The organism is Salmonella sp. SSDFZ54 (assembly GCF_004010735.1).
Taxonomy (GTDB): domain Bacteria; phylum Pseudomonadota; class Gammaproteobacteria; order Enterobacterales; family Enterobacteriaceae; genus Salmonella; species Salmonella enterica.
The window spans coordinates 2,998,670-3,018,996 of the sequence record NZ_CP034819.1; the positions used below are offsets into that span (position 1 = coordinate 2,998,670).

Sequence of the window (20,327 nt, forward strand, 5' to 3'; positions counted from 1 at the left end):
TTGGACGAGGAAAAATGAGACGCCGATGAGTTGATGTGATTAAACGCAACGGCATGTTCTCCCTGACACTGTAGCAACTGCCAGGCGTGTGGCCAGGGCAGGCAGTGAACTACCCTTCAAGGAGAAAATTATGGGATTGCAAAAAACACTGGCGCTCAGCGCCGTGGCGGCAGGAATCATGTTGAGCTTATCCGGTGCGCAGGCCGCGCCGCTGCTTAGCAGTAGTGAGCCAATGACCATCAACGCCAGCGATCTGGCGGCGAAAGAGAAAGCGCTGACGGATTTTCCGTTAATGGAGGCAGTGAAATCCTCTATCCAGACGTTGGATAACAGCGCGGTCGAACAAATCGAACCGGGGCGCGCCGCTAACCCGGCAAACGTAAAACGCGTTGAAAGTATTCTGAAAGAGGCCGACTGGGATTATCTGTTCCCGATGCGCGCGCCGGAATACACTTACTCTAACTTCCTGAAAGCGATAGGTAAATTCCCGGCGGTTTGTGGTACCTACACCGATGGACGCGATAGCGACGCTATCTGCCGTAAAACCCTGGCTACTATGTTTGCGCATTTTGCCCAGGAGACGGGCGGTCACGAAAGCTGGCGTGACATTCCGGAATGGCGTCAGGCGCTGGTCTATCTGCGCGAAGTCGGCTGGACAGAAGGGCAGAAAGGCGGCTACAACGGCGAATGTAACCCGGATGTATGGCAGGGCCAGACCTGGCCGTGCGGTAAAGATAAGGACGGCGATTTCCTCAGCTATTTTGGTCGCGGGGCAAAACAGCTTTCTTATAACTACAACTATGGGCCTTTCTCTGACGCGATGTATGGCGACGTTCGCCCTCTGCTGGATAAACCCGAGCTGGTTGCGGATACCTGGATGAACCTGGCGAGCGCCGTCTTCTTCTTTGTGTATCCGCAGCCGCCGAAGCCGTCTATGCTACATGTGATTGACGGTACCTGGCAGCCAAACGATCGCGATAAAGCAAACGGCCTGGTATCAGGTTTCGGCGTCACCATTCAAATCATCAATGGCGGCGTGGAGTGCGGCGGCGCAGATGAGAATGCGCAGTCGCTTAACCGTATCGCCTACTACAAAGAGTTTGCCAACTACCTGAAAGTGCCGGTGCCGGCTGACGAAGTGTTGGGCTGTAAAAAGATGAAGCAGTTCGATGAAGGCGGCGCTGGCGCGTTACCGATCTATTGGGAACAAGACTGGGGCTGGAGCGCCGATACTGCGGACGGTAAAACCTATTCCTGCCAGTTAGTGGGATATCAGACGCCGTATACCGCCTTTAAAGAGGGCGACTACACGAAATGTGTACAGCATTATTTCAACGTTAATGTCGTCGATGATAGCGGAACCACTGAACCGGATGTCACGCCAACTCCGGCGCCAGTGACGGATGAAAACGTGGCGCCAGTCGCGCGCATTGCCGGACCGGTCGGGGCGGTGGAAGCCGGTAGCCCGGTTTCACTCAGCGCGGAAGGATCGACCGACGCGAATGGCGACAAGCTCACCTATACCTGGATGTCACAGGATGGCAAAACGCTGAGCGGCCAGGATAAAGCCGTTGTGATTTTCAACGCGCCGGATGTCACTCAGAACACCCAGTATGTGGTGAATCTGACCGTTAGCGACGGTACGCTCTCCAGTACAGCGGTTTATACGCTGAATGTGAAAGCGAAGGCCGCCGCTGCGGATGACGAAGATAAGACCACCAGCTATCCTGCCTGGAGCAGCAGCCAGAAATGGAATCCGGGCGACATCGTCAACAGTAATGGCGCATTGTACCAGTGCAAACCGTTCCCGGAAGGCTCATGGTGTAATGTTGCGCCTGCCTACTATGAGCCCGGCGTAGGGATTGCCTGGGCCGATGCATGGAACGCATTGTAATAAGATAAATCCTGTCGGTGCTTTGCATCGGCAGGATTGTTACTATGCTTATCTCAGGTTTTTTCAGGAGAAAGCATGAACATCATCGCCATTATGGGGCCGCACGGGGTTTATTATAAAGATGAACCCATCAAGGAGCTTGAGCGTGCATTACAATCCCTGGGATTTCAAATTATCTGGCCGCAAAATAGCGTTGACTTGTTGAAGTTTATTGAACATAACCCGCGCATCTGCGGCGTTATTTTTGACTGGGATGAATACAGTCTCGACCTTTGTAGCGAAATCAACCAGCTAAATGAATACCTTCCTCTCTACGCCTTTATCAATACCAACTCCACGCTGGACGTTAGCGTTCACGATATGCGCATGGCGCTGTGGTTTTTTGAGTATGCATTGGGGCTGGCTGAAGATATCGCGACGCGCATTCATCAATATACAAACGAATATCTCGATAATATTACGCCGCCGTTTACCAAAGCGCTGTTTACCTACGCCAAAGAAGGAAAATATACCTTTTGTACGCCGGGTCATATGGCGGGAACGGCGTATCAGAAAAGCCCGCCAGGCTGTCTGTTTTATGACTTTTTTGGCGGCAATACCTTAAAGGCCGATGTGTCGATTTCGGTGACTGAACTGGGATCGCTGCTGGATCACACCGGGCCGCATCTGGAAGCGGAAGAGTATATCGCCCGTACTTTTGGCGCCGAGCAGAGTTATATGGTGACGAACGGTACGTCGACCTCGAATAAAATTGTCGGTATGTATGCCGCGCCTGCGGGAAGTACGCTACTTATTGATCGTAATTGCCATAAATCGCTGGCGCATTTGCTGATGATGAGCGATGTGGTGCCTCTCTGGTTGAAGCCGACGCGCAATGCGCTCGGTATTCTCGGCGGTATTCCTAAGCGTGAATTTACCCGCGACAGCATTGCGCGTAAGGTGGCGGAAACCGCGCAGGCGCAATGGCCGGTTCATGCGGTTATCACCAATTCGACTTACGATGGTCTGCTGTATAACACTAACTGGATCAAGCAGATGCTGGACGTTCCCTCGATCCATTTTGATTCCGCCTGGGTACCCTATACCCATTTCCATCCGATCTACCAGGGGAAAAGCGGGATGAGCGGCGATCGGGTGCCCGGAAAAGTGATTTTCGAAACGCAATCCACCCATAAAATGCTGGCGGCTTTTTCGCAGGCGTCGCTTATTCATATCAAAGGGGAATATGACGAAGAGACGTTTAACGAAGCGTTTATGATGCACACTTCCACATCGCCGAGCTATCCCATTGTCGCCTCTATCGAGACCGCGGCGGCGATGCTGCGCGGCAATCCAGGGAAAAGATTGATTAATCGTTCGGTGGAACGGGCGCTCCATTTTCGTAAAGAAGTACAGCGGTTACGTGAAGAGTCCGATAGCTGGTTCTTTGATATCTGGCAGCCGGAAGAGGTTGATGAGGCCGAATGCTGGCCGGTCACGCCGGGAGAAACCTGGCATGGCTTCACCGATGCTGATGACGATCATATGTTCCTCGATCCGGTTAAGGTGACAATCCTGACGCCGGGGATGGATGAACAGGGCAACATGAGCGAAGAGGGGATACCCGCCGCGCTGGTGGCGAAGTTCCTCGATGAGCGAGGCGTGGTGGTGGAAAAAACCGGGCCGTATAATCTGCTGTTTTTGTTCAGCATAGGGATTGATAAGACCCGTGCGATGGGGCTGCTGCGCGGACTGACGGAATTTAAACGCGCCTACGATCTTAACCTGCGCGTCAAAAATATGTTGCCGGATCTGTATGCGGAAGATCCGGATTTTTATCGCAATATGCGCATTCAGGATCTGGCGCAGGGGATCCATAAACTGATCCGCCAGCACGATCTTCCGGGGCTGATGCTGCGGGCGTTCGAGGTTTTACCGGAGATGATCATGACCCCGCACCAGGCCTGGCAGCGTCAGATCAAAGGCGAGGTGGAAACCGTGGCGCTCGATCAACTGCCAGGGCGCGTTTCCGCGAATATGCTCCTGCCTTATCCGCCAGGCGTTCCGCTGTTGATGCCCGGCGAGAGGATTACGCAACAGAGTCGGGCCGTGCTCGATTTTCTGCTGATGCTCTGCTCGATTGGCCAGCATTATCCCGGTTTTGAAACGGATATTCACGGTGCGAAACGGAATGAAGACGGGGTGTACCAGGTACGAGTCTTAAAACACGCCTGTTAGCTTGCCTGACGGGAATGTGACGAGTAACGTACTGATAATCAATAAAGGAGACGCTATGCTGGGATTAAAACAGGTTCATCACATCGCGATCATTGCGACAGACTATGCGGTGAGCAAGGCGTTTTACTGCGATATTCTGGGGTTCGATCTGCTAAGCGAAGCCTGGCGGGAAGAGCGTGACTCATGGAAGGGCGATTTGGCGCTAAACGGGCAGTATGTGATTGAGCTTTTCTCTTTTCCCTTCCCTCCGGCGCGTCCAAGCCGACCTGAAGCCTGCGGCCTGCGCCATCTGGCTTTCAGCGTGGAAAATGTGGAAAACGCCGTTGCGCATCTGGAAAAGCATCAGGTTAAGTGCGAACCGATACGCATCGATCCGTATACCGGGAAGCGCTTTACTTTTTTCAACGATCCGGACGGTTTACCGCTTGAGCTGTATGAGCAGTAAGGCTTGTCATTAAGACGCTCGCCAGGTAACGTTGCCGGGCTAAGTCACTATAAGCATGGATCATGACCACTCTCACGTTGAATACCTCGTTACTCTCTTCTCGCCGTATTCTGGCTGCCTTTAGCGGCGGCCTGGATTCTACGGTGCTGTTGCATCAACTGGTGTTGTGGCGAGAACGCCATCCTGACGTCACGCTGCGTGCTATCCATATTCATCACGGTTTAAGCCCTCATGCTGATAGCTGGGTGCGGCATTGCGAAACCGTATGCGAACGCTGGCAGGTTCCGCTGGTAGTGGAGCGGGTGACGCTGGCGGATAATGGCCTGGGTATCGAGGCCCATGCGCGTGAAGCGCGCTACCGGGCGTTCGCACAGACGCTATTGCCTGGCGAAGTGCTGGCAACCGCGCAGCACCTTGACGATCAGTGTGAAACGTTTCTGCTGGCGTTAAAGCGCGGCAGCGGTCCGGCCGGACTTTCCGCGATGGGAGAACGCTCGCCTTTTGCCGGAACTCTGCTTCTTCGCCCGCTGTTGAGAGAAACGCGGAAGACGCTGGAACAGTGGGCTGTGCGTCATGGCTTATGCTGGATTGAAGATGAAAGCAATCAGGATGACGCCTACGATCGCAATTTTTTACGCCTGCGCGCGCTTCCGCTCTTACAGCAGCGCTGGCCGCATTTTCCTGCGGCGGTAGCCCGTAGTGCGACGCTCTGCGCCGAGCAAGAAAGGCTGCTGGACGAGCTTCTGGCCAGCGATCTTACTGACTGTATCACGGCGGAGGGAACATTGCGGCTCTCTCCATTAATGTCGATGAGCGATGTACGGCGGGCGGCGATTTTGCGTCGCTGGCTGGCGATGCGTAATGCGCCGATGCCCTCTCGCGACGCGCTGGAACGTATCTGGCAGGAGGTGGCGCTGGCGCGCGACGATGCCTCTCCCTGTTTACGCTTTGGCGATCACGAGATTCGCCGTTACCAGTCGCAACTGTGGTGGATTAAATCCGTGGCCGGACAACACGAAACGACGGTCGCCTGGCCCGTCTGGCAAACACCGCTGGCGCTGCCTGCCGGCTTAGGGACGGTACAGCTCGTTCCTGGTGGCGAACTGCGCCGACCGCGAGAGGAAGAATCCGTCAGCATTCGTTTTAAAGCGCCAGGCGTGTTACATATTGTCGGGCGTAACGGTGGACGTAAATTAAAGAAAATCTGGCAGGAGCAGGGGATCCCGCCCTGGCGACGAGATACCACGCCGCTGTTGTTTTACGGCGAAACGCTGATTGCGGCTGCGGGTGTTTTTGTGACGCGTGAGGGAACAGCAGAAGATAAAGAAGGGGTGAGTCTGGTTTGGCATGCCTGATGGCGCTGCGCTTATCAGGCCTGCGTATCGCATGGAACGTAGGCCGGATAAGGTGCTTGCACCACCATCCGGCAACAAAATACTCAGGATTCGCTAACTACCACGGTACCAATTTCCGGGTGGCTGAAACTGGCGATTTTATCGAGACGAAGCTCACAAGACTCGCCGGAAACTTCGGCAAGCAGATATTCTACGTTTTTACGTAAGATCAAATCGTTCGCTTTTGCCTGCAAAACCTCGCCATCTTTTAACGTTAGCGTCAGTATTAAATGATGCATGCAGGCAAGCTCAAGACTATCGTAGTCATCGCAATTAATGGGTTGATACGTTTCATTCATTGACATAATCGCTCACCAGTAAGTTCGCGGCAGCATAAGCTGCCTTTTCCCTGACCGACTCTGAAAGGGCGCTATCTGCCGCCACTTCATTAAGCACTTTCAATACACAACCCAGCGCATCCGGGACATACCCTAAGTCTCCGCTGGCGATTTCCGCATACCGCTTGCGTACTAACTCACAATATTTTTCCACATGCCCTCCTGTCAGCATTCTGACTTAACCGTGGATGCAAGTCTAAGCCTACGAAGTTAAATCTTGTTTAGCAAGGTGACTATACCATACTCATTTGCGCAATATCAGCGCCTGACGCGAGTGGGTAAAAGATTCGTTAACAGCCTTTTAGCGCGGTTTTCGCTACAATGGGCGCCTGATTCGAAAGGAGTTTTCTCATGGCGCTTAAAGCGACAATTTATAAAGCCGTCGTCAATGTGGCTGACCTTGATCGCAACCGGTTTCTGGATGCGGCATTGACGCTGGCGCGTCACCCTTCTGAAACGCAGGAGCGCATGATGCTGCGCCTGTTGGCATGGATAAAATATGCTGATGAACGGTTGCAGTTTACACGCGGGCTCAGCGCGGAAGATGAGCCGGAGGCCTGGCTGCGTAACGATCATCTGGGCATCGATCTCTGGATAGAGCTGGGGCTGCCGGATGAGCGCCGTATTAAGAAAGCCTGTACTCAGGCGAGCGACGTCGCGCTCTTTGCTTATAACTCCCGGGCGGCGCAAATCTGGTGGCAGCAGCATCAAAGCAAGTGCGCGCAGTTCGCTAACCTGTCCGTCTGGTATCTGGATGACGGGCAACTGGCGCAGCTCAGTGAATTTGCCGATCGTACCATGACGCTACAGGCGACGATTCAGGACGGCGCAATCTGGCTTTCTGATGCTCGGAATAATCTGGAAATACAGCTAACCGCCTGGCAACAGCCCTCATGATTGCCATCTCCCGGACGGTCTCCATAGCCGATAATGAGCTGGAAATTACGGCCATTCGCGCGCAGGGCGCGGGTGGTCAGCACGTAAATAAGACCTCTAGCGCGATTCATTTGCGCTTTGACATTCGGGCCTCTGGCCTGCCAGAGTATTATAAACAGCGTTTGCTGACGGCCAGCCACCATCTGATAAGCGATGATGGCGTCATTATCATTAAGGCGCAGGAGTTCCGGAGCCAGGAGCTCAACCGGGACGCGGCTATCGCCAGGCTGGTTGCCGTCATAAAAGAATTAACCGCGGAGCAGAAAAGCCGTCGCGCAACCCGTCCGACGCGTGCCTCGAAAGAGCGCCGTTTGTCCTCAAAGGCGCAAAAATCTTCTGTAAAGGCGCTTCGCGGCAAAGTTCGTCGTCCACTGGATTGACGGGCAGGAATAGCAATTTCATAAGGATTTTATGGTGAGAACAGCAATATTGTCAGTAGCGGCAGCCTGTACGCTATTTGCATTGATAGGGTGTAATAACCGTGCGGAAGTTGACGCCCTGCAACCTGCGCAGGCGGCGGAATTAAAACCCATGCAGCAAAGCTGGCGCGGCGTGCTGCCCTGTGCGGATTGTGAAGGTATTGAAACGTCACTATTTCTGGAAAAAGACGGCACATGGGTGATGAACGAGCGCTATCAGGGCGTGCGTGAAGAACCTTCCTCTTTTGCGTCATACGGTACCTGGGCGCGGACGGCGGATAAACTGGTGTTAACCGACAGCAATGGCGAGAAATCGTATTATCGCGCGAAAGGCAATGCGCTGGAGATGCTCGACAGAGAAGGCAATCCGGTGGCTTCGCAGCTTAATTATACGCTTGTGCCTGTTACCGCCAGCCTGCCGGTAACGCCAATGCCGCTGCGTGGTATGTATGTATACAGGGCCGATGCGGCGACCTTTACCGATTGTGCGACCGGAAAACGGCTCCCGGTCGCCAGTAACGCCCAGCTTGAGCGCGGCTATCTGACGGCGAAAAGTGAAGCGGAAAAACCGGTGCTGCTGACGGTAGAAGGGCATTTTGTGTTTGCCGCGAACCCGGACACGGGCGAGCCGGTAAAAATGCTAATAGCCGATAAAAATGCGAAGTTTACGCCGGGTAAAGATTGCACCCACTAATAAAAGGCCTCGCAGGGTGCGAGGCCTTTACATATCTGCCGGGTGGCGCCGGGCAATCCCAACAAAATGTCGTTTAGCCTTTAATCGCCTTGACCAGATAATCAACGATATCGCCGGTTTTAATCAGCGATTTTTCACCGCTGCGACGGTATTTATACTCAATATCGTCGTTATCCAGGTTGCGATCGCCAATCACGATAGTATGTGGAATACCAATCAGCTCCATATCGGCAAACATCACGCCCGGGCGCTCTTTACGGTCGTCCATCAGCACTTCAATGCCCTGCGCGCGCAATTCGCTGTACAGCTTTTCCGCCAGCTCCTGCACACGGAAGGATTTGTGCATATTCATCGGCAGAATAGCGACCTGGAAAGGCGCAATGGCGTCAGGCCATACAATGCCGCGCTCGTCAAAGTTCTGCTCGATAGCCGCGGCAACGACACGTGTTACGCCGATACCATAGCAGCCCATTGTCAGGATCTGGTTACGGCCATCTTCACCCTGAACGGAGGCTTTCAGCGCTTCTGAGTACTTGGTACCTAACTGGAAGATGTGGCCCACTTCGATACCGCGTTTGATAAGCAACGTTCCCTGACCATCCGGACTCGGATCGCCGGCGACTACGTTACGGATGTCGGCAACAACAGGCGTCGCCACATCGCGATCCCAGTTAATACCAAAGTAGTGTTTACCGTCGATGTTGGCGCCAGCGGCAAAATCGCTCATGGCGGCAACGGTGCGATCGATGATGACCGGAATCGGCATATTGACCGGGCCGAGGGAGCCAGGGCCAGCATTAATTACGGCGCGAATCTCTTCTTCGGTAGCGAAGGTCAGCGGGCTGGCAACGTGCGGCAGTTTTTCCGCTTTAACTTCATTCAGTTCATGATCGCCGCGAACCAGCAGAGCCACCAGCGGAGACTTGCTGTCTTTCACCGCTTTCACCAGCAGCGTTTTTACCGTTTTTTCAATTGGCAGGTTGAATTGTTCCACCAGCTCCGCGATGGTTTTGGCATTTGGCGTATCGACCAGAGTCATTTCCTGCGTCGCCGCTGCGCGCGGCGTTTGCGGCGCGATAGCTTCTGCCAGTTCAATGTTAGCCGCGTAATCAGAAACATCAGAGAAAACGATATCGTCTTCGCCGCTTTGCGCCAGCACCTGGAATTCATGCGAGGCGTTGCCGCCGATAGAACCGGTATCGGCCTGTACCGCGCGGAAATCCAGCCCCATACGGCTGAAGATACGGCTATACGCGGCGTACATGGCGTCATAGGTTTCCTGCAACGACTCCTGAGAGGTGTGGAAAGAGTAAGCATCTTTCATCAGGAATTCGCGCGAACGCATCACGCCAAAGCGCGGACGCACTTCATCACGGAATTTGGTCTGGATTTGGAAGAAGTTCAGCGGCAACTGCTTATAAGAGCTGAGTTCATTACGCACCAGATCGGTGATAACTTCTTCGTGGGTCGGGCCGAGTACGAACGGACGCTCGCCACGGTCGACAAAACGCAGCAGTTCCGGACCGTACTGTTCCCAACGACCACTCTCTTGCCACAGGTCGGCTGGCTGAACGACTGGCATCGACACCTCGATAGCACCGGCGTTGTTCATCTCTTCACGCACGATGTTTTCGACTTTTTTCAGGACGCGCAGGCCGGTCGGCAGCCAGGTATATAACCCGGAGGCGAGCTTGCGGATCATCCCGGCGCGCAGCATCAGCTGGTGGCTGATAACCTCGGCGTCGGCAGGTGTCTCCTTCAGAGTGGAGAGCAGGTATTGGCTAGTACGCATGTTGTTACGGTTCCAGTTGAACGATCGAACAGGCTCAATGTGAGCCTGATACAAAAAAAGTGATTTAGTTTACCAGCGTGCAAGAGATGTCAAAAGAGAAGGGCGTGAAATTACTGTGGTTCCAGCGCAAACACTTCAAATCCCGAGTTAACCACACGCCAGCGCACGTTAAAATCATGCAGCCAGACGGCATAGGTTTTGCCCGTCTCTTCACCCTTACGATAAGCCGGGCGAGGATCTTGCGCCAGCACATCGCAAATAAATGTCCGTAGCTGCGGATAACGCCTTTCCAGCGTCGTAAGCTGTTGAGCCACCTCAGCGGTAAAACTCACGGGCATTTCAGCTATCGGCGCCTGTTGCGCATAGCTGGCGGCGGCGTCCGGTAAGGCCTCGGCAAACGGTAAATACGGTTTGATATCCACCACCGGCGTGCCATCCACCAGATCCAGACTGCCTAATTTCAGAATTACGCTCTCTTTCCGGCACTCGATACCTTTTAGCGCAACGAGCGACATGCCAATCGGATTGGGGCGGAACGTGGAGCGCGTGGCAAAAACGCCCATTCTGGCGTTACCGCCAAGACGGGGCGGACGAACTGTCGGCCGCCAGCCGCCGTCCATCGTCTGATGAAAAACGAAAAGCACCCACAAATGGCTGAACGCTTCCAGGCCGCGAACGGCATCGGCCTGGTTGTAAGGCGCTATCAGATGCAGTTCGCCGCAGGCGCTTTTGACCAGACCAGGCTGGCGCGGAACGGCGAATTTTTCTTTATAGGGGGAGCGAATAACGCCGATTTGTTCAAACTGAAAGCTGCTCATTTCGCCGAAATATTCAGGGCGGACCCGATACAAACCGCCTGACGGTAGCAGCCTGGCGTGCCGCTGGTAATTTCACAGCTGTGTAGCAGGACGGCGTTGGCTTTCATTTTAGATGCATTAATCTGCATACGCTTGCGCGCAGTTGGAATGTTAGGCGGAGAGTCTTGATTTGTCGCCTGGCAGGATTCGCCGCTAACTTCGCCAAGATCGCGGAAAGGTTTGCCGACTAAGTCTTCAGCATTGGTGTAAATCCTGACGGGAGCGGCACGCGGCGCTTTAGGTTTCTCCGGCTCCGCTTTTGGCGGGGTTGCGGTGCTTTGAACGGGTTCAACAGGGGATCTGCTTAGCATGGAACAACCGCCCAGCATGAGTGCCAATAAACAGATCGGTAAAGCACGCATAATATTTCCTCAATGAATGTTCTAATTGCCAGATATTGAATCAGGAGCTTGCATAAATGACAAGACGGGCAATAGCCCGTCCTGAATAATATTACAGATTGTGGAATCAGCCTAAAACTTACCAGCCTTTCACCGCACCGCCATTAAAAACTTTATTTGCGGCTTCGTACACTTCATCAGACTGGTAAGCCTGAACGAATTTTTTCACATTCTCGGCGTCTTTGTTATCTTCACGCGTCACGATCAGGTTAACGTACGGAGAATCTTTATCTTCAACGAAGATACCGTCTTTCGCTGGCGTCAGGCCAATCTGGCTGGCGTAAGTCGTATTGATGACCGCTAACGCGATCTGCGCGTCATCCAGCGAACGCGGCAACTGCGGCGCTTCCAGCTCAACAATTTTCAGATTTTTCGGGTTTTCGACGATATCCAGCGAGGTAGGAAGCAGACCAACGCCGTCTTTCAGTTTAATCAGCCCTACTTTTTGCAGCAGCAACAGGGAACGACCAAGGTTGGTCGGGTCGTTAGGCACAGCGACCTGGGAACCGTCCTTGAGCTCATCCAGAGATTTGATTTTTTTGGAATATCCTGCAATGGGATAGACAAAAGTCTTACCAACAGAAACCAGTTTGTAGCCGCGATCTTTGATTTGCTGATCCAGATACGGTTTGTGCTGGAAGGCATTGGCATCGATATCGCCTTTGCTCAGCGCTTCATTAGGCAGAACATAATCATTAAAGGTCACCAATTCCACGTCCAGGCCGTATTTTTCTTTCGCGACTTTCTGCGCGACTTCGGCAACTTGCTGCTCTGCGCCAACGATTACGCCGACTTTAATATGATTCGGATCTTTTTCATCCTGACCGCAACCCGCAAGTGCCAGAGAACCAATCAGAGCACCCACTGCCGCAAAGGTTTTGAATTTGAACGCCATGCTTATTTCCTTAATGAGTATTTGTGTTGTGTTTAACGTTACTTATGCGTGACAGCCCTGACGATGCGATCGCCGGATAACTGAATTAAATAAACCAGAACGACAAGTAATACCAGCACCGTATTCATCACGGTAGCATTGTATCCAATATAACCGTACTGATAGCCGATTTGACCGAGGCCGCCTGCGCCGACAGCGCCGCCCATTGCGGAGTAACCGACCAGGGTGATCAGTGTAATGGTTGCCGCATTCACCAGACCAGGCAGCGCTTCCGGTAAAAGGATTTTACGTACAATTTGCAGCGGCGTGGCGCCCATCGCTCGCGAGGCTTCAATCAGCCCGGCAGGGATCTCTAACAACGCATTTTCCACCATACGGGCGATAAAAGGCGCGGCGCCGACGGTCAGCGGTACAATCGCGGCCTGCAAACCAATGGAGGTGCCGACAATTATTCGGGTAAAAGGAATCATCCACACCAACAGGATGATAAAGGGAATCGAGCGGAAAATATTGACCACCGCAGAGAGGGAGCGATACAGCCTGGCGTTCTCCATAATCTGCCCCGGGCGCGTAACATACAGCAATACGCCAACCGGCAGGCCAATCACGAAACCGAAGAAACCGGAGACAAAGGTCATCGCCAGCGTTTCCCAGACGCCACGAACCAGTAACCACATCATTGCCTCAGACATAACCCAGTACCTCTACTTTCACATGGTGATCCTGCAGCCAGGCAATTGCGGCTTGCGTCTCTTCTTGTGTGCCGTGCATTTCCGTTAGCATAATGCCGAACTTCACACCGCCCGCGTAATCCATCTGCGCGCTAATAATATTATTGTTCACGTTGAAACGACGCGCGGTTTCAGAAAGCAGCGGGGCATCCACAGACTGCCCGGTGAACTCCATGCGCAGCATCGGCACGCTGTCAGTTTCCGGCGACGCTTTCAAACGCGCCTGGTAATCTTCCGGAATGTCCAGGTGCAGAGTGGACTGAATAAACTTCTGCGCCAGCGGCGTTTTAGGGTGCGAGAAGACTTCGCTGACCGTATCCTGCTCAATAAGCTCGCCATTACTGATGACGGCAACGCAGTCGCAGATACGTTTCACGACATCCATTTCATGAGTGATAAGCAGAATCGTCAACCCCAGACGACGGTTGATATCTTTCAGCAATTCCAGAATCGAACGGGTCGTCGCGGGATCAAGCGCGCTGGTGGCTTCATCGCACAGCAACACTTTTGGATTACTGGCTAACGCGCGGGCAATCGCGACACGCTGTTTCTGACCGCCGGAAAGATTTGCCGGATAGCTGTCGTGCTTGTCGCCAAGACCGACTAAATCCAGCAGCTCTGTGACACGGCGTTTGATCTCTTCCTTTGGTGTGTTATCCAGTTCCAGCGGCAACGCGACGTTGCCAAACACGGTACGGGAAGAGAGCAGGTTAAAATGTTGGAAAATCATGCCGATTTGACGGCGAGCTTTGGTCAACTCAGACTCTGAAAGCGTTGTCAGCTCCTGACCGCCGACCTGAACGCTACCTTCGGTTGGGCGTTCAAGTAAGTTAACGCAGCGGATAAGCGTACTTTTACCGGCGCCGGAGGCGCCAATGACGCCGTAAATCTGCCCGGCAGGCACGTGCAGGCTGACATTATTTAGCGCCTGAATGGTGCGCGTCCCCTGCTGGAACACTTTGGTAATATTCGAAAGTTTAATCATTGGTTATTTATTATCGTAATTAAGTTAGCCGTGGCATTTTCGTCTGTCTAATACGGTCAACGCCGTCAACAGAATGGATGTTAAGGCATCCAGACGTCTAAATCAATCAGGCTTTATACGATGAGCACTTTCTTGCCTGCTGAAACATGCGATACTAGCGCCACTTGCTTTACTCAGGAGCTATAAAAGGTGGCAAAGTCTGTACCCGCAATTTTTCTCGACCGTGACGGCACCATTAATGTGGATCACGGCTACGTACATGAAATCGATGCATTTGAGTTTATAGACGGCGTTATTGACGCTATGCGCGAGCTAAAAAAAATGGGCTATGCGCTGGTGGTGGTGACGAACCAGTCCGGAATCGCGCGCGGCAAATTCACTGAGGCGCAGTTTGAAACGTTAACCGAATGGATGGACTGGTCGTTGGCGGATCGCGATGTTGATTTGGACGGCATCTATTATTGTCCTCACCATCCGCAGGGCAGTATAGAAGAGTTCCGTCAGGTATGTGATTGCCGCAAGCCGCATCCAGGAATGCTTATCTCGGCGCGTGATTTCCTGCATATCGATATGGCGGCTTCTTATATGGTGGGAGACAAGCTGGAAGATATGCAGGCGGCAGCGGCGGCAAATGTCGGGACAAAAGTGCTGGTGCGTACGGGCAAACCGGTCACGGCAGAAGCAGAAAACGCGGCGGACTGGGTGTTAAACAGCCTTGCTGACCTGCCATCAGCGATAAAAAAGCAGCAAAAATAAGCGTTATGGATAAAAGATGAGCGGTTAAAACAAAAATGCATTTTTCCGCTTGTCTTCCTGAACCGACTCCCTATAATGCGCCTCCATCGACACGGCGGATGTGAATCACTTCACACAAACAGCCGGTCGGTTGAAGAGAAAAATCCTGAAATTCAGGGTTGACTCTGAAAGAGGAAAGCGTAATATACGCCACCTCGCGACGGTGGGCGGCAAGCCGCGTCGCATCTGCTCTTTAACAATTTATCAGACAATCTGTGTGGGCACTCGAAGATACGGATTCTTGACGTCGCAAGACGAAAAATGAATACCAAGTCTCAAGAGTGAACACGTAATTCATTACGAAGTTTAATTCTTTGAGCATCAAACTTTTAAATTGAAGAGTTTGATCATGGCTCAGATTGAACGCTGGCGGCAGGCCTAACACATGCAAGTCGAACGGTAACAGGAAGCAGCTTGCTGCTTTGCTGACGAGTGGCGGACGGGTGAGTAATGTCTGGGAAACTGCCTGATGGAGGGGGATAACTACTGGAAACGGTGGCTAATACCGCATAACGTCGCAAGACCAAAGAGGGGGACCTTCGGGCCTCTTGCCATCAGATGTGCCCAGATGGGATTAGCTTGTTGGTGAGGTAACGGCTCACCAAGGCGACGATCCCTAGCTGGTCTGAGAGGATGACCAGCCACACTGGAACTGAGACACGGTCCAGACTCCTACGGGAGGCAGCAGTGGGGAATATTGCACAATGGGCGCAAGCCTGATGCAGCCATGCCGCGTGTATGAAGAAGGCCTTCGGGTTGTAAAGTACTTTCAGCGGGGAGGAAGGTGTTGTGGTTAATAACCGCAGCAATTGACGTTACCCGCAGAAGAAGCACCGGCTAACTCCGTGCCAGCAGCCGCGGTAATACGGAGGGTGCAAGCGTTAATCGGAATTACTGGGCGTAAAGCGCACGCAGGCGGTCTGTCAAGTCGGATGTGAAATCCCCGGGCTCAACCTGGGAACTGCATTCGAAACTGGCAGGCTTGAGTCTTGTAGAGGGGGGTAGAATTCCAGGTGTAGCGGTGAAATGCGTAGAGATCTGGAGGAATACCGGTGGCGAAGGCGGCCCCCTGGACAAAGACTGACGCTCAGGTGCGAAAGCGTGGGGAGCAAACAGGATTAGATACCCTGGTAGTCCACGCCGTAAACGATGTCTACTTGGAGGTTGTGCCCTTGAGGCGTGGCTTCCGGAGCTAACGCGTTAAGTAGACCGCCTGGGGAGTACGGCCGCAAGGTTAAAACTCAAATGAATTGACGGGGGCCCGCACAAGCGGTGGAGCATGTGGTTTAATTCGATGCAACGCGAAGAACCTTACCTGGTCTTGACATCCACGGAAGAATTCAGAGATGGATTTGTGCCTTCGGGAACCGTGAGACAGGTGCTGCATGGCTGTCGTCAGCTCGTGTTGTGAAATGTTGGGTTAAGTCCCGCAACGAGCGCAACCCTTATCCTTTGTTGCCAGCGGTCCGGCCGGGAACTCAAAGGAGACTGCCAGTGATAAACTGGAGGAAGGTGGGGATGACGTCAAGTCATCATGGCCCTTACGACCAGGGCTACACACGTGCTACAATGGCGCATACAAAGAGAAGCGACCTCGCGAGAGCAAGCGGACCTCATAAAGTGCGTCGTAGTCCGGATTGGAGTCTGCAACTCGACTCCATGAAGTCGGAATCGCTAGTAATCGTGGATCAGAATGCCACGGTGAATACGTTCCCGGGCCTTGTACACACCGCCCGTCACACCATGGGAGTGGGTTGCAAAAGAAGTAGGTAGCTTAACCTTCGGGAGGGCGCTTACCACTTTGTGATTCATGACTGGGGTGAAGTCGTAACAAGGTAACCGTAGGGGAACCTGCGGTTGGATCACCTCCTTACCTGAAAGAAGCGTACTTTGCAGTGCTCACACAGATTGTCTGATGAAAAACGAGCAGTAAAACCTCTACAGGCTTGTAGCTCAGGTGGTTAGAGCGCACCCCTGATAAGGGTGAGGTCGGTGGTTCAAGTCCACTCAGGCCTACCAGATTCGCTCCCGTGCTTTGTTGTGGCAAAGCTCGCATACTTCAGTATGCTTCGCTTCACCACGCCGCGCCCGGAAACGAATCAAAGGTAAGAGGTTCTGACTACACGATGGGGCTATAGCTCAGCTGGGAGAGCGCCTGCTTTGCACGCAGGAGGTCTGCGGTTCGATCCCGCATAGCTCCACCATCTCGTGAGTGTTTACGAAAAAATACTTCAGAGTGTACCTGAAAGGGTTCACTGCGAAGTTTTGCTCTTTAAAAATCTGGATCAAGCTGAAAATTGAAACACAGAACAACGAAAGTTGTTCGTGAGTCTCTCAAATTTTCGCAACACGACGATGAATCGCGAGAAACATCTTCGGGTTGTGAGGTTAAGCGACTAAGCGTACACGGTGGATGCCCTGGCAGTCAGAGGCGATGAAGGACGTGCTAATCTGCGATAAGCGCCGGTAAGGTGATATGAACCGTTATAACCGGCGATTTCCGAATGGGGAAACCCAGTGTGACTCGTCACACTATCATTAACTGAATCCATAGGTTAATGAGGCGAACCGGGGGAACTGAAACATCTAAGTACCCCGAGGAAAAGAAATCAACCGAGATTCCCCCAGTAGCGGCGAGCGAACGGGGAGGAGCCCAGAGCCTGAATCAGCATGTGTGTTAGTGGAAGCGTCTGGAAAGGCGCGCGATACAGGGTGACAGCCCCGTACACAAAAGCGCATGTGCTGTGAGCTCGATGAGTAGGGCGGGACACGTGGTATCCTGTCTGAATATGGGGGGACCATCCTCCAAGGCTAAATACTCCTGACTGACCGATAGTGAACCAGTACCGTGAGGGAAAGGCGAAAAGAACCCCGGCGAGGGGAGTGAAAAAGAACCTGAAACCGTGTACGTACAAGCAGTGGGAGCACAGGTTTACCTGTGTGACTGCGTACCTTTTGTATAATGGGTCAGCGACTTATATTCTGTAGCAAGGTTAACCGAATAGGGGAGCCGGAGGGAAACCGAGTCTTAATTGGGCGTTAAGTTGCAGGGTATAGACCCGAAACCCGGTGATCTAGCCATGGGCAGGTTGAAGGTTGGGTAACACTAACTGGAGGACCGAACCGACTAATGTTGAAAAATTAGCGGATGACCTGTGGCTGGGGGTGAAAGGCCAATCAAACCGGGAGATAGCTGGTTCTCCCCGAAAGCTATTTAGGTAGCGCCTCGTGAACTCATCTCCGGGGGTAGAGCACTGTTTCGGCTAGGGGGCCATCCCGGCTTACCAACCCGATGCAAACTGCGAATACCGGAGAATGTTATCACGGGAGACACACGGCGGGTGCTAACGTCCGTCGTGAAGAGGGAAACAACCCAGACCGCCAGCTAAGGTCCCAAAGTCATGGTTAAGTGGGAAACGATGTGGGAAGGCCCAGACAGCCAGGATGTTGGCTTAGAAGCAGCCATCATTTAAAGAAAGCGTAATAGCTCACTGGTCGAGTCGGCCTGCGCGGAAGATGTAACGGGGCTAAACCATGCACCGAAGCTGCGGCAGCGAACGTATCACTTAAAGCGATTCAGCGGGTTACGATTGACGGAGCGAAGCGACGTCAAAGCGTATACAAAGTCGAGTCGGTTTAAGGATACGTTCGTTGGGTAGGGGAGCGTTCTGTAAGCCTGCGAAGGTGGCCTGTGAGGGTTGCTGGAGGTATCAGAAGTGCGAATGCTGACATAAGTAACGATAAAGCGGGTGAAAAGCCCGCTCGCCGGAAGACCAAGGGTTCCTGTCCAACGTTAATCGGGGCAGGGTGAGTCGACCCCTAAGGCGAGGCCGAAAGGCGTAGTCGATGGGAAACGGGTTAATATTCCCGTACTTGGTGTTACTGCGAAGGGGGGACGGAGAAGGCTATGTTGGCCGGGCGACGGTTGTCCCGGTTTAAGCGTGTAGGCTGGTTTTCCAGGCAAATCCGGAAAATCAAGGCTGAGGCGTGATGACGAGGCACTACGGTGCTGAAGCAACAAATGCCCTGCTTCCAGGAAAAGCCTCTAAGCATCAGGTAACATCAAATCGTACCCCAAACCGACACAGGTGGTCAGGTAGAGAATACCAAGGCGCTTGAGAGAACTCGGGTGAAGGAACTAGGCAAAATGGTGCCGTAACTTCGGGAGAAGGCACGCTGACATGTAGGTGAAGTGATTTACTCATGGAGCTGAAGTCAGTCGAAGATACCAGCTGGCTGCAACTGTTTATTAAAAACACAGCACTGTGCAAACACGAAAGTGGACGTATACGGTGTGACGCCTGCCCGGTGCCGGAAGGTTAATTGATGGGGTCAGCGCAAGCGAAGCTCCTGATCGAAGCCCCGGTAAACGGCGGCCGTAACTATAACGGTCCTAAGGTAGCGAAATTCCTTGTCGGGTAAGTTCCGACCTGCACGAATGGCGTAATGATGGCCAGGCTGTCTCCACCCGAGACTCAGTGAAATTGAACTCGCTGTGAAGATGCAGTGTACCCGCGGCAAGACGGAAAGACCCCGTGAACCTTTACTATAGCTTGACACTGAACATTGAGCCTTGATGTGTAGGATAGGTGGGAGGCTTTGAAGTGTGGACGCCAGTCTGCATGGAGCCGACCTTGAAATACCACCCTTTAATGTTTGATGTTCTAACGTGGACCCGTAATCCGGGTTGCGGACAGTGTCTGGTGGGTAGTTTGACTGGGGCGGTCTCCTCCTAAAGAGTAACGGAGGAGCACGAAGGTTGGCTAATCCTGGTCGGACATCAGGAGGTTAGTGCAATGGCATAAGCCAGCTTGACTGCGAGCGTGACGGCGCGAGCAGGTGCGAAAGCAGGTCATAGTGATCCGGTGGTTCTGAATGGAAGGGCCATCGCTCAACGGATAAAAGGTACTCCGGGGATAACAGGCTGATACCGCCCAAGAGTTCATATCGACGGCGGTGTTTGGCACCTCGATGTCGGCTCATCACATCCTGGGGCTGAAGTAGGTCCCAAGGGTATGGCTGTTCGCCATTTAAAGTGGTACGCGAGCTGGGTTTAGAACGTCGTGAGACAGTTCGGTCCCTATCTGCCGTGGGCGCTGGAGAACTGAGGGGGGCTGCTCCTAGTACGAGAGGACCGGAGTGGACGCATCACTGGTGTTCGGGTTGTCATGCCAATGGCACTGCCCGGTAGCTAAATGCGGAAGAGATAAGTGCTGAAAGCATCTAAGCACGAAACTTGCCCCGAGATGAGTTCTCCCTGAGACTTTAGGTCTCCTGAAGGAACGTTGAAGACGACGACGTTGATAGGCCGGGTGTGTAAGCGCAGCGATGCGTTGAGCTAACCGGTACTAATGAACCGTGAGGCTTAACCTTACAACGCCGAAGATGTTTTGGCGGATGAGAGATGATTTTCAGCACTGATTCAGAGTTGAGTACGCAATAATTTGCGCAGCAGCAAGGCGGCAAGCGAAGGAAAGGAAGGAGCATACAGAAGTATGTGACTGAGTTTACGAGCGCAGGCAACGCCGCTGATG

General features: G+C 53.1%; 16 protein-coding genes, 2 tRNA genes and 2 rRNA genes. 12 read left to right on the plus strand and 8 right to left on the minus strand.

The genetic code is table 11. From position 1 onward, the window contains the following. Positions 1 to 130 precede the first annotated feature (130 nt). The 4 genes from EOS97_RS14795 to tilS all read left to right on the plus strand — a co-directional run bounded on the left by EOS97_RS14795 (position 131) and on the right by tilS (position 5,911). Positions 131 to 1,894 carry a chitinase gene (locus EOS97_RS14795; RefSeq protein WP_000524171.1) on the plus strand — a complete coding sequence of 588 codons (1,764 nt, stop codon included), beginning with the start codon at positions 131 to 133 and terminating at the stop codon, positions 1,892 to 1,894. A gap of 75 nt (positions 1,895 to 1,969) precedes the next feature. Then, complete coding sequence (ldcC, locus tag EOS97_RS14800) at positions 1,970 to 4,111, plus strand: lysine decarboxylase LdcC (RefSeq protein ID WP_001021045.1); 2,142 nt, start codon at positions 1,970 to 1,972, stop codon at positions 4,109 to 4,111. 55 nt (positions 4,112 to 4,166) lie between these two features. Then, positions 4,167 to 4,556 carry a VOC family protein gene (locus tag EOS97_RS14805; RefSeq protein ID WP_000901086.1) on the plus strand — a complete coding sequence of 130 codons (390 nt, stop codon included), beginning with the start codon at positions 4,167 to 4,169 and terminating at the stop codon, positions 4,554 to 4,556. A 62-nt stretch (positions 4,557 to 4,618) separates the two neighbouring features. Next, a complete protein-coding gene (gene tilS, locus EOS97_RS14810) occupies positions 4,619 to 5,911 on the plus strand; it encodes a tRNA lysidine(34) synthetase TilS (protein WP_000210057.1) in 1,293 nt (430 codons plus the stop codon). A gap of 83 nt (positions 5,912 to 5,994) precedes the next feature. Here the strand turns inward: tilS and rof are convergent, their stop codons facing one another. Both rof and EOS97_RS14820 read right to left on the minus strand, forming a co-directional pair. After that, positions 5,995 to 6,255, minus strand: a complete 261-nt coding sequence (rof, locus tag EOS97_RS14815) for a Rho-binding antiterminator (RefSeq protein ID WP_000062330.1) — start codon at positions 6,253 to 6,255, stop codon at positions 5,995 to 5,997. Continuing rightward, positions 6,242 to 6,442, minus strand: a complete 201-nt coding sequence (locus EOS97_RS14820) for a YaeP family protein (RefSeq protein WP_001518678.1) — start codon at positions 6,440 to 6,442, stop codon at positions 6,242 to 6,244. Before EOS97_RS14820 ends, rof begins: the two co-directional genes overlap by 14 nt. Positions 6,443 to 6,639: 197 nt before the next feature. Between EOS97_RS14820 and EOS97_RS14825 the strand changes: the two genes are divergently transcribed. The 3 genes from EOS97_RS14825 to nlpE are packed head-to-tail and all read left to right on the plus strand — an operon-like array spanning position 6,640 to position 8,337. After that, positions 6,640 to 7,185 (plus strand): YaeQ family protein, encoded by a 546-nt coding sequence (locus tag EOS97_RS14825; protein WP_001185319.1) that lies wholly within the window; start codon positions 6,640 to 6,642, stop codon positions 7,183 to 7,185. Beyond that, positions 7,182 to 7,604, plus strand: a complete 423-nt coding sequence (arfB, locus tag EOS97_RS14830; RefSeq protein ID WP_000560523.1) for an alternative ribosome rescue aminoacyl-tRNA hydrolase ArfB — start codon at positions 7,182 to 7,184, stop codon at positions 7,602 to 7,604. Before EOS97_RS14825 ends, arfB begins: the two co-directional genes overlap by 4 nt. A 31-nt stretch (positions 7,605 to 7,635) precedes the next feature. Beyond that, positions 7,636 to 8,337, plus strand: a complete 702-nt coding sequence (gene nlpE, locus EOS97_RS14835) for an envelope stress response activation lipoprotein NlpE (RefSeq protein WP_000252578.1) — start codon at positions 7,636 to 7,638, stop codon at positions 8,335 to 8,337. Positions 8,338 to 8,410: 73 nt separating this feature from the next. Here nlpE and proS read toward each other — a convergent pair whose 3' ends face one another. From proS to metN, 6 genes are all read right to left on the minus strand, one after another. Further along, positions 8,411 to 10,129: a proline--tRNA ligase gene (gene proS / locus EOS97_RS14840; protein WP_001260683.1), complete on the minus strand. Its 1,719-nt coding sequence runs from the start codon at positions 10,127 to 10,129 to the stop codon at positions 8,411 to 8,413. A 110-nt stretch (positions 10,130 to 10,239) separates the two neighbouring features. After that, a complete protein-coding gene (tsaA, locus tag EOS97_RS14845) occupies positions 10,240 to 10,947 on the minus strand; it encodes a tRNA (N6-threonylcarbamoyladenosine(37)-N6)-methyltransferase TrmO (protein ID WP_000093985.1) in 708 nt (235 codons plus the stop codon). Further along, positions 10,944 to 11,348: an Rcs stress response system protein RcsF gene (gene rcsF, locus EOS97_RS14850; RefSeq protein WP_001202315.1), complete on the minus strand. Its 405-nt coding sequence runs from the start codon at positions 11,346 to 11,348 to the stop codon at positions 10,944 to 10,946. The genes tsaA and rcsF overlap by 4 nt, the downstream gene beginning before the upstream one ends. Positions 11,349 to 11,466: 118 nt before the next feature. After that, positions 11,467 to 12,282: a methionine ABC transporter substrate-binding lipoprotein MetQ gene (metQ, locus tag EOS97_RS14855; RefSeq protein ID WP_000874215.1), complete on the minus strand. Its 816-nt coding sequence runs from the start codon at positions 12,280 to 12,282 to the stop codon at positions 11,467 to 11,469. A 38-nt stretch (positions 12,283 to 12,320) separates the two neighbouring features. Beyond that, on the minus strand, positions 12,321 to 12,974 hold the full coding sequence (locus tag EOS97_RS14860; protein ID WP_001287486.1) for a methionine ABC transporter permease MetI: 654 nt from the start codon (positions 12,972 to 12,974) through the stop codon (positions 12,321 to 12,323). Then, positions 12,967 to 13,998, minus strand: coding sequence for a methionine ABC transporter ATP-binding protein MetN (gene metN, locus EOS97_RS14865; protein WP_000594021.1), 1,032 nt, complete (start codon positions 13,996 to 13,998; stop codon positions 12,967 to 12,969). Before metN ends, EOS97_RS14860 begins: the two co-directional genes overlap by 8 nt. A 189-nt stretch (positions 13,999 to 14,187) precedes the next feature. On the opposite strand from metN, the gene gmhB reads away from it, so the two are divergent. From gmhB to EOS97_RS14890, 5 genes are all read left to right on the plus strand, one after another. Beyond that, positions 14,188 to 14,754, plus strand: a complete 567-nt coding sequence (gmhB, locus tag EOS97_RS14870; protein ID WP_001140158.1) for a D-glycero-beta-D-manno-heptose 1,7-bisphosphate 7-phosphatase — start codon at positions 14,188 to 14,190, stop codon at positions 14,752 to 14,754. 370 nt (positions 14,755 to 15,124) lie between these two features. Further along, positions 15,125 to 16,666: ribosomal RNA gene (locus EOS97_RS14875) — 16S ribosomal RNA — on the plus strand. Between the two features lie 69 nt (positions 16,667 to 16,735). Continuing rightward, positions 16,736 to 16,812, plus strand: a tRNA-Ile gene (locus tag EOS97_RS14880). A gap of 109 nt (positions 16,813 to 16,921) precedes the next feature. Next, positions 16,922 to 16,997: transfer RNA gene (locus tag EOS97_RS14885), tRNA-Ala, on the plus strand. Between the two features lie 182 nt (positions 16,998 to 17,179). Further along, positions 17,180 to 20,166: ribosomal RNA gene (locus EOS97_RS14890) — 23S ribosomal RNA — on the plus strand. Together the 16S and 23S rRNA genes with 2 tRNA genes alongside form the textbook arrangement of a ribosomal RNA operon. The last annotated feature ends 161 nt before the right edge of the window (positions 20,167 to 20,327 follow it).

What these genes read in the sequence shown, in the direction of transcription:
- proS (WP_001260683.1), bottom strand. Translation starts at nt 10,129, where the DNA reads ATGCGTACTAGCCAATACCTGCTCTCCACTCTGAAGGAGACACCTGCC.
- ldcC (WP_001021045.1), top strand. Translation starts at nt 1,970, where the DNA reads ATGAACATCATCGCCATTATGGGGCCGCACGGGGTTTATTATAAAGAT.
- EOS97_RS14805 (WP_000901086.1), top strand. Translation starts at nt 4,167, where the DNA reads ATGCTGGGATTAAAACAGGTTCATCACATCGCGATCATTGCGACAGAC.
- EOS97_RS14825 (WP_001185319.1), top strand. Translation starts at nt 6,640, where the DNA reads ATGGCGCTTAAAGCGACAATTTATAAAGCCGTCGTCAATGTGGCTGAC.
- arfB (WP_000560523.1), top strand. Translation starts at nt 7,182, where the DNA reads ATGATTGCCATCTCCCGGACGGTCTCCATAGCCGATAATGAGCTGGAA.
- rcsF (WP_001202315.1), bottom strand. Translation starts at nt 11,348, where the DNA reads ATGCGTGCTTTACCGATCTGTTTATTGGCACTCATGCTGGGCGGTTGT.
- rof (WP_000062330.1), bottom strand. Translation starts at nt 6,255, where the DNA reads ATGTCAATGAATGAAACGTATCAACCCATTAATTGCGATGACTACGAT.
- metQ (WP_000874215.1), bottom strand. Translation starts at nt 12,282, where the DNA reads ATGGCGTTCAAATTCAAAACCTTTGCGGCAGTGGGTGCTCTGATTGGT.
- nlpE (WP_000252578.1), top strand. Translation starts at nt 7,636, where the DNA reads ATGGTGAGAACAGCAATATTGTCAGTAGCGGCAGCCTGTACGCTATTT.
- tilS (WP_000210057.1), top strand. Translation starts at nt 4,619, where the DNA reads ATGACCACTCTCACGTTGAATACCTCGTTACTCTCTTCTCGCCGTATT.
- EOS97_RS14795 (WP_000524171.1), top strand. Translation starts at nt 131, where the DNA reads ATGGGATTGCAAAAAACACTGGCGCTCAGCGCCGTGGCGGCAGGAATC.
- EOS97_RS14860 (WP_001287486.1), bottom strand. Translation starts at nt 12,974, where the DNA reads ATGTCTGAGGCAATGATGTGGTTACTGGTTCGTGGCGTCTGGGAAACG.
- metN (WP_000594021.1), bottom strand. Translation starts at nt 13,998, where the DNA reads ATGATTAAACTTTCGAATATTACCAAAGTGTTCCAGCAGGGGACGCGC.
- tsaA (WP_000093985.1), bottom strand. Translation starts at nt 10,947, where the DNA reads ATGAGCAGCTTTCAGTTTGAACAAATCGGCGTTATTCGCTCCCCCTAT.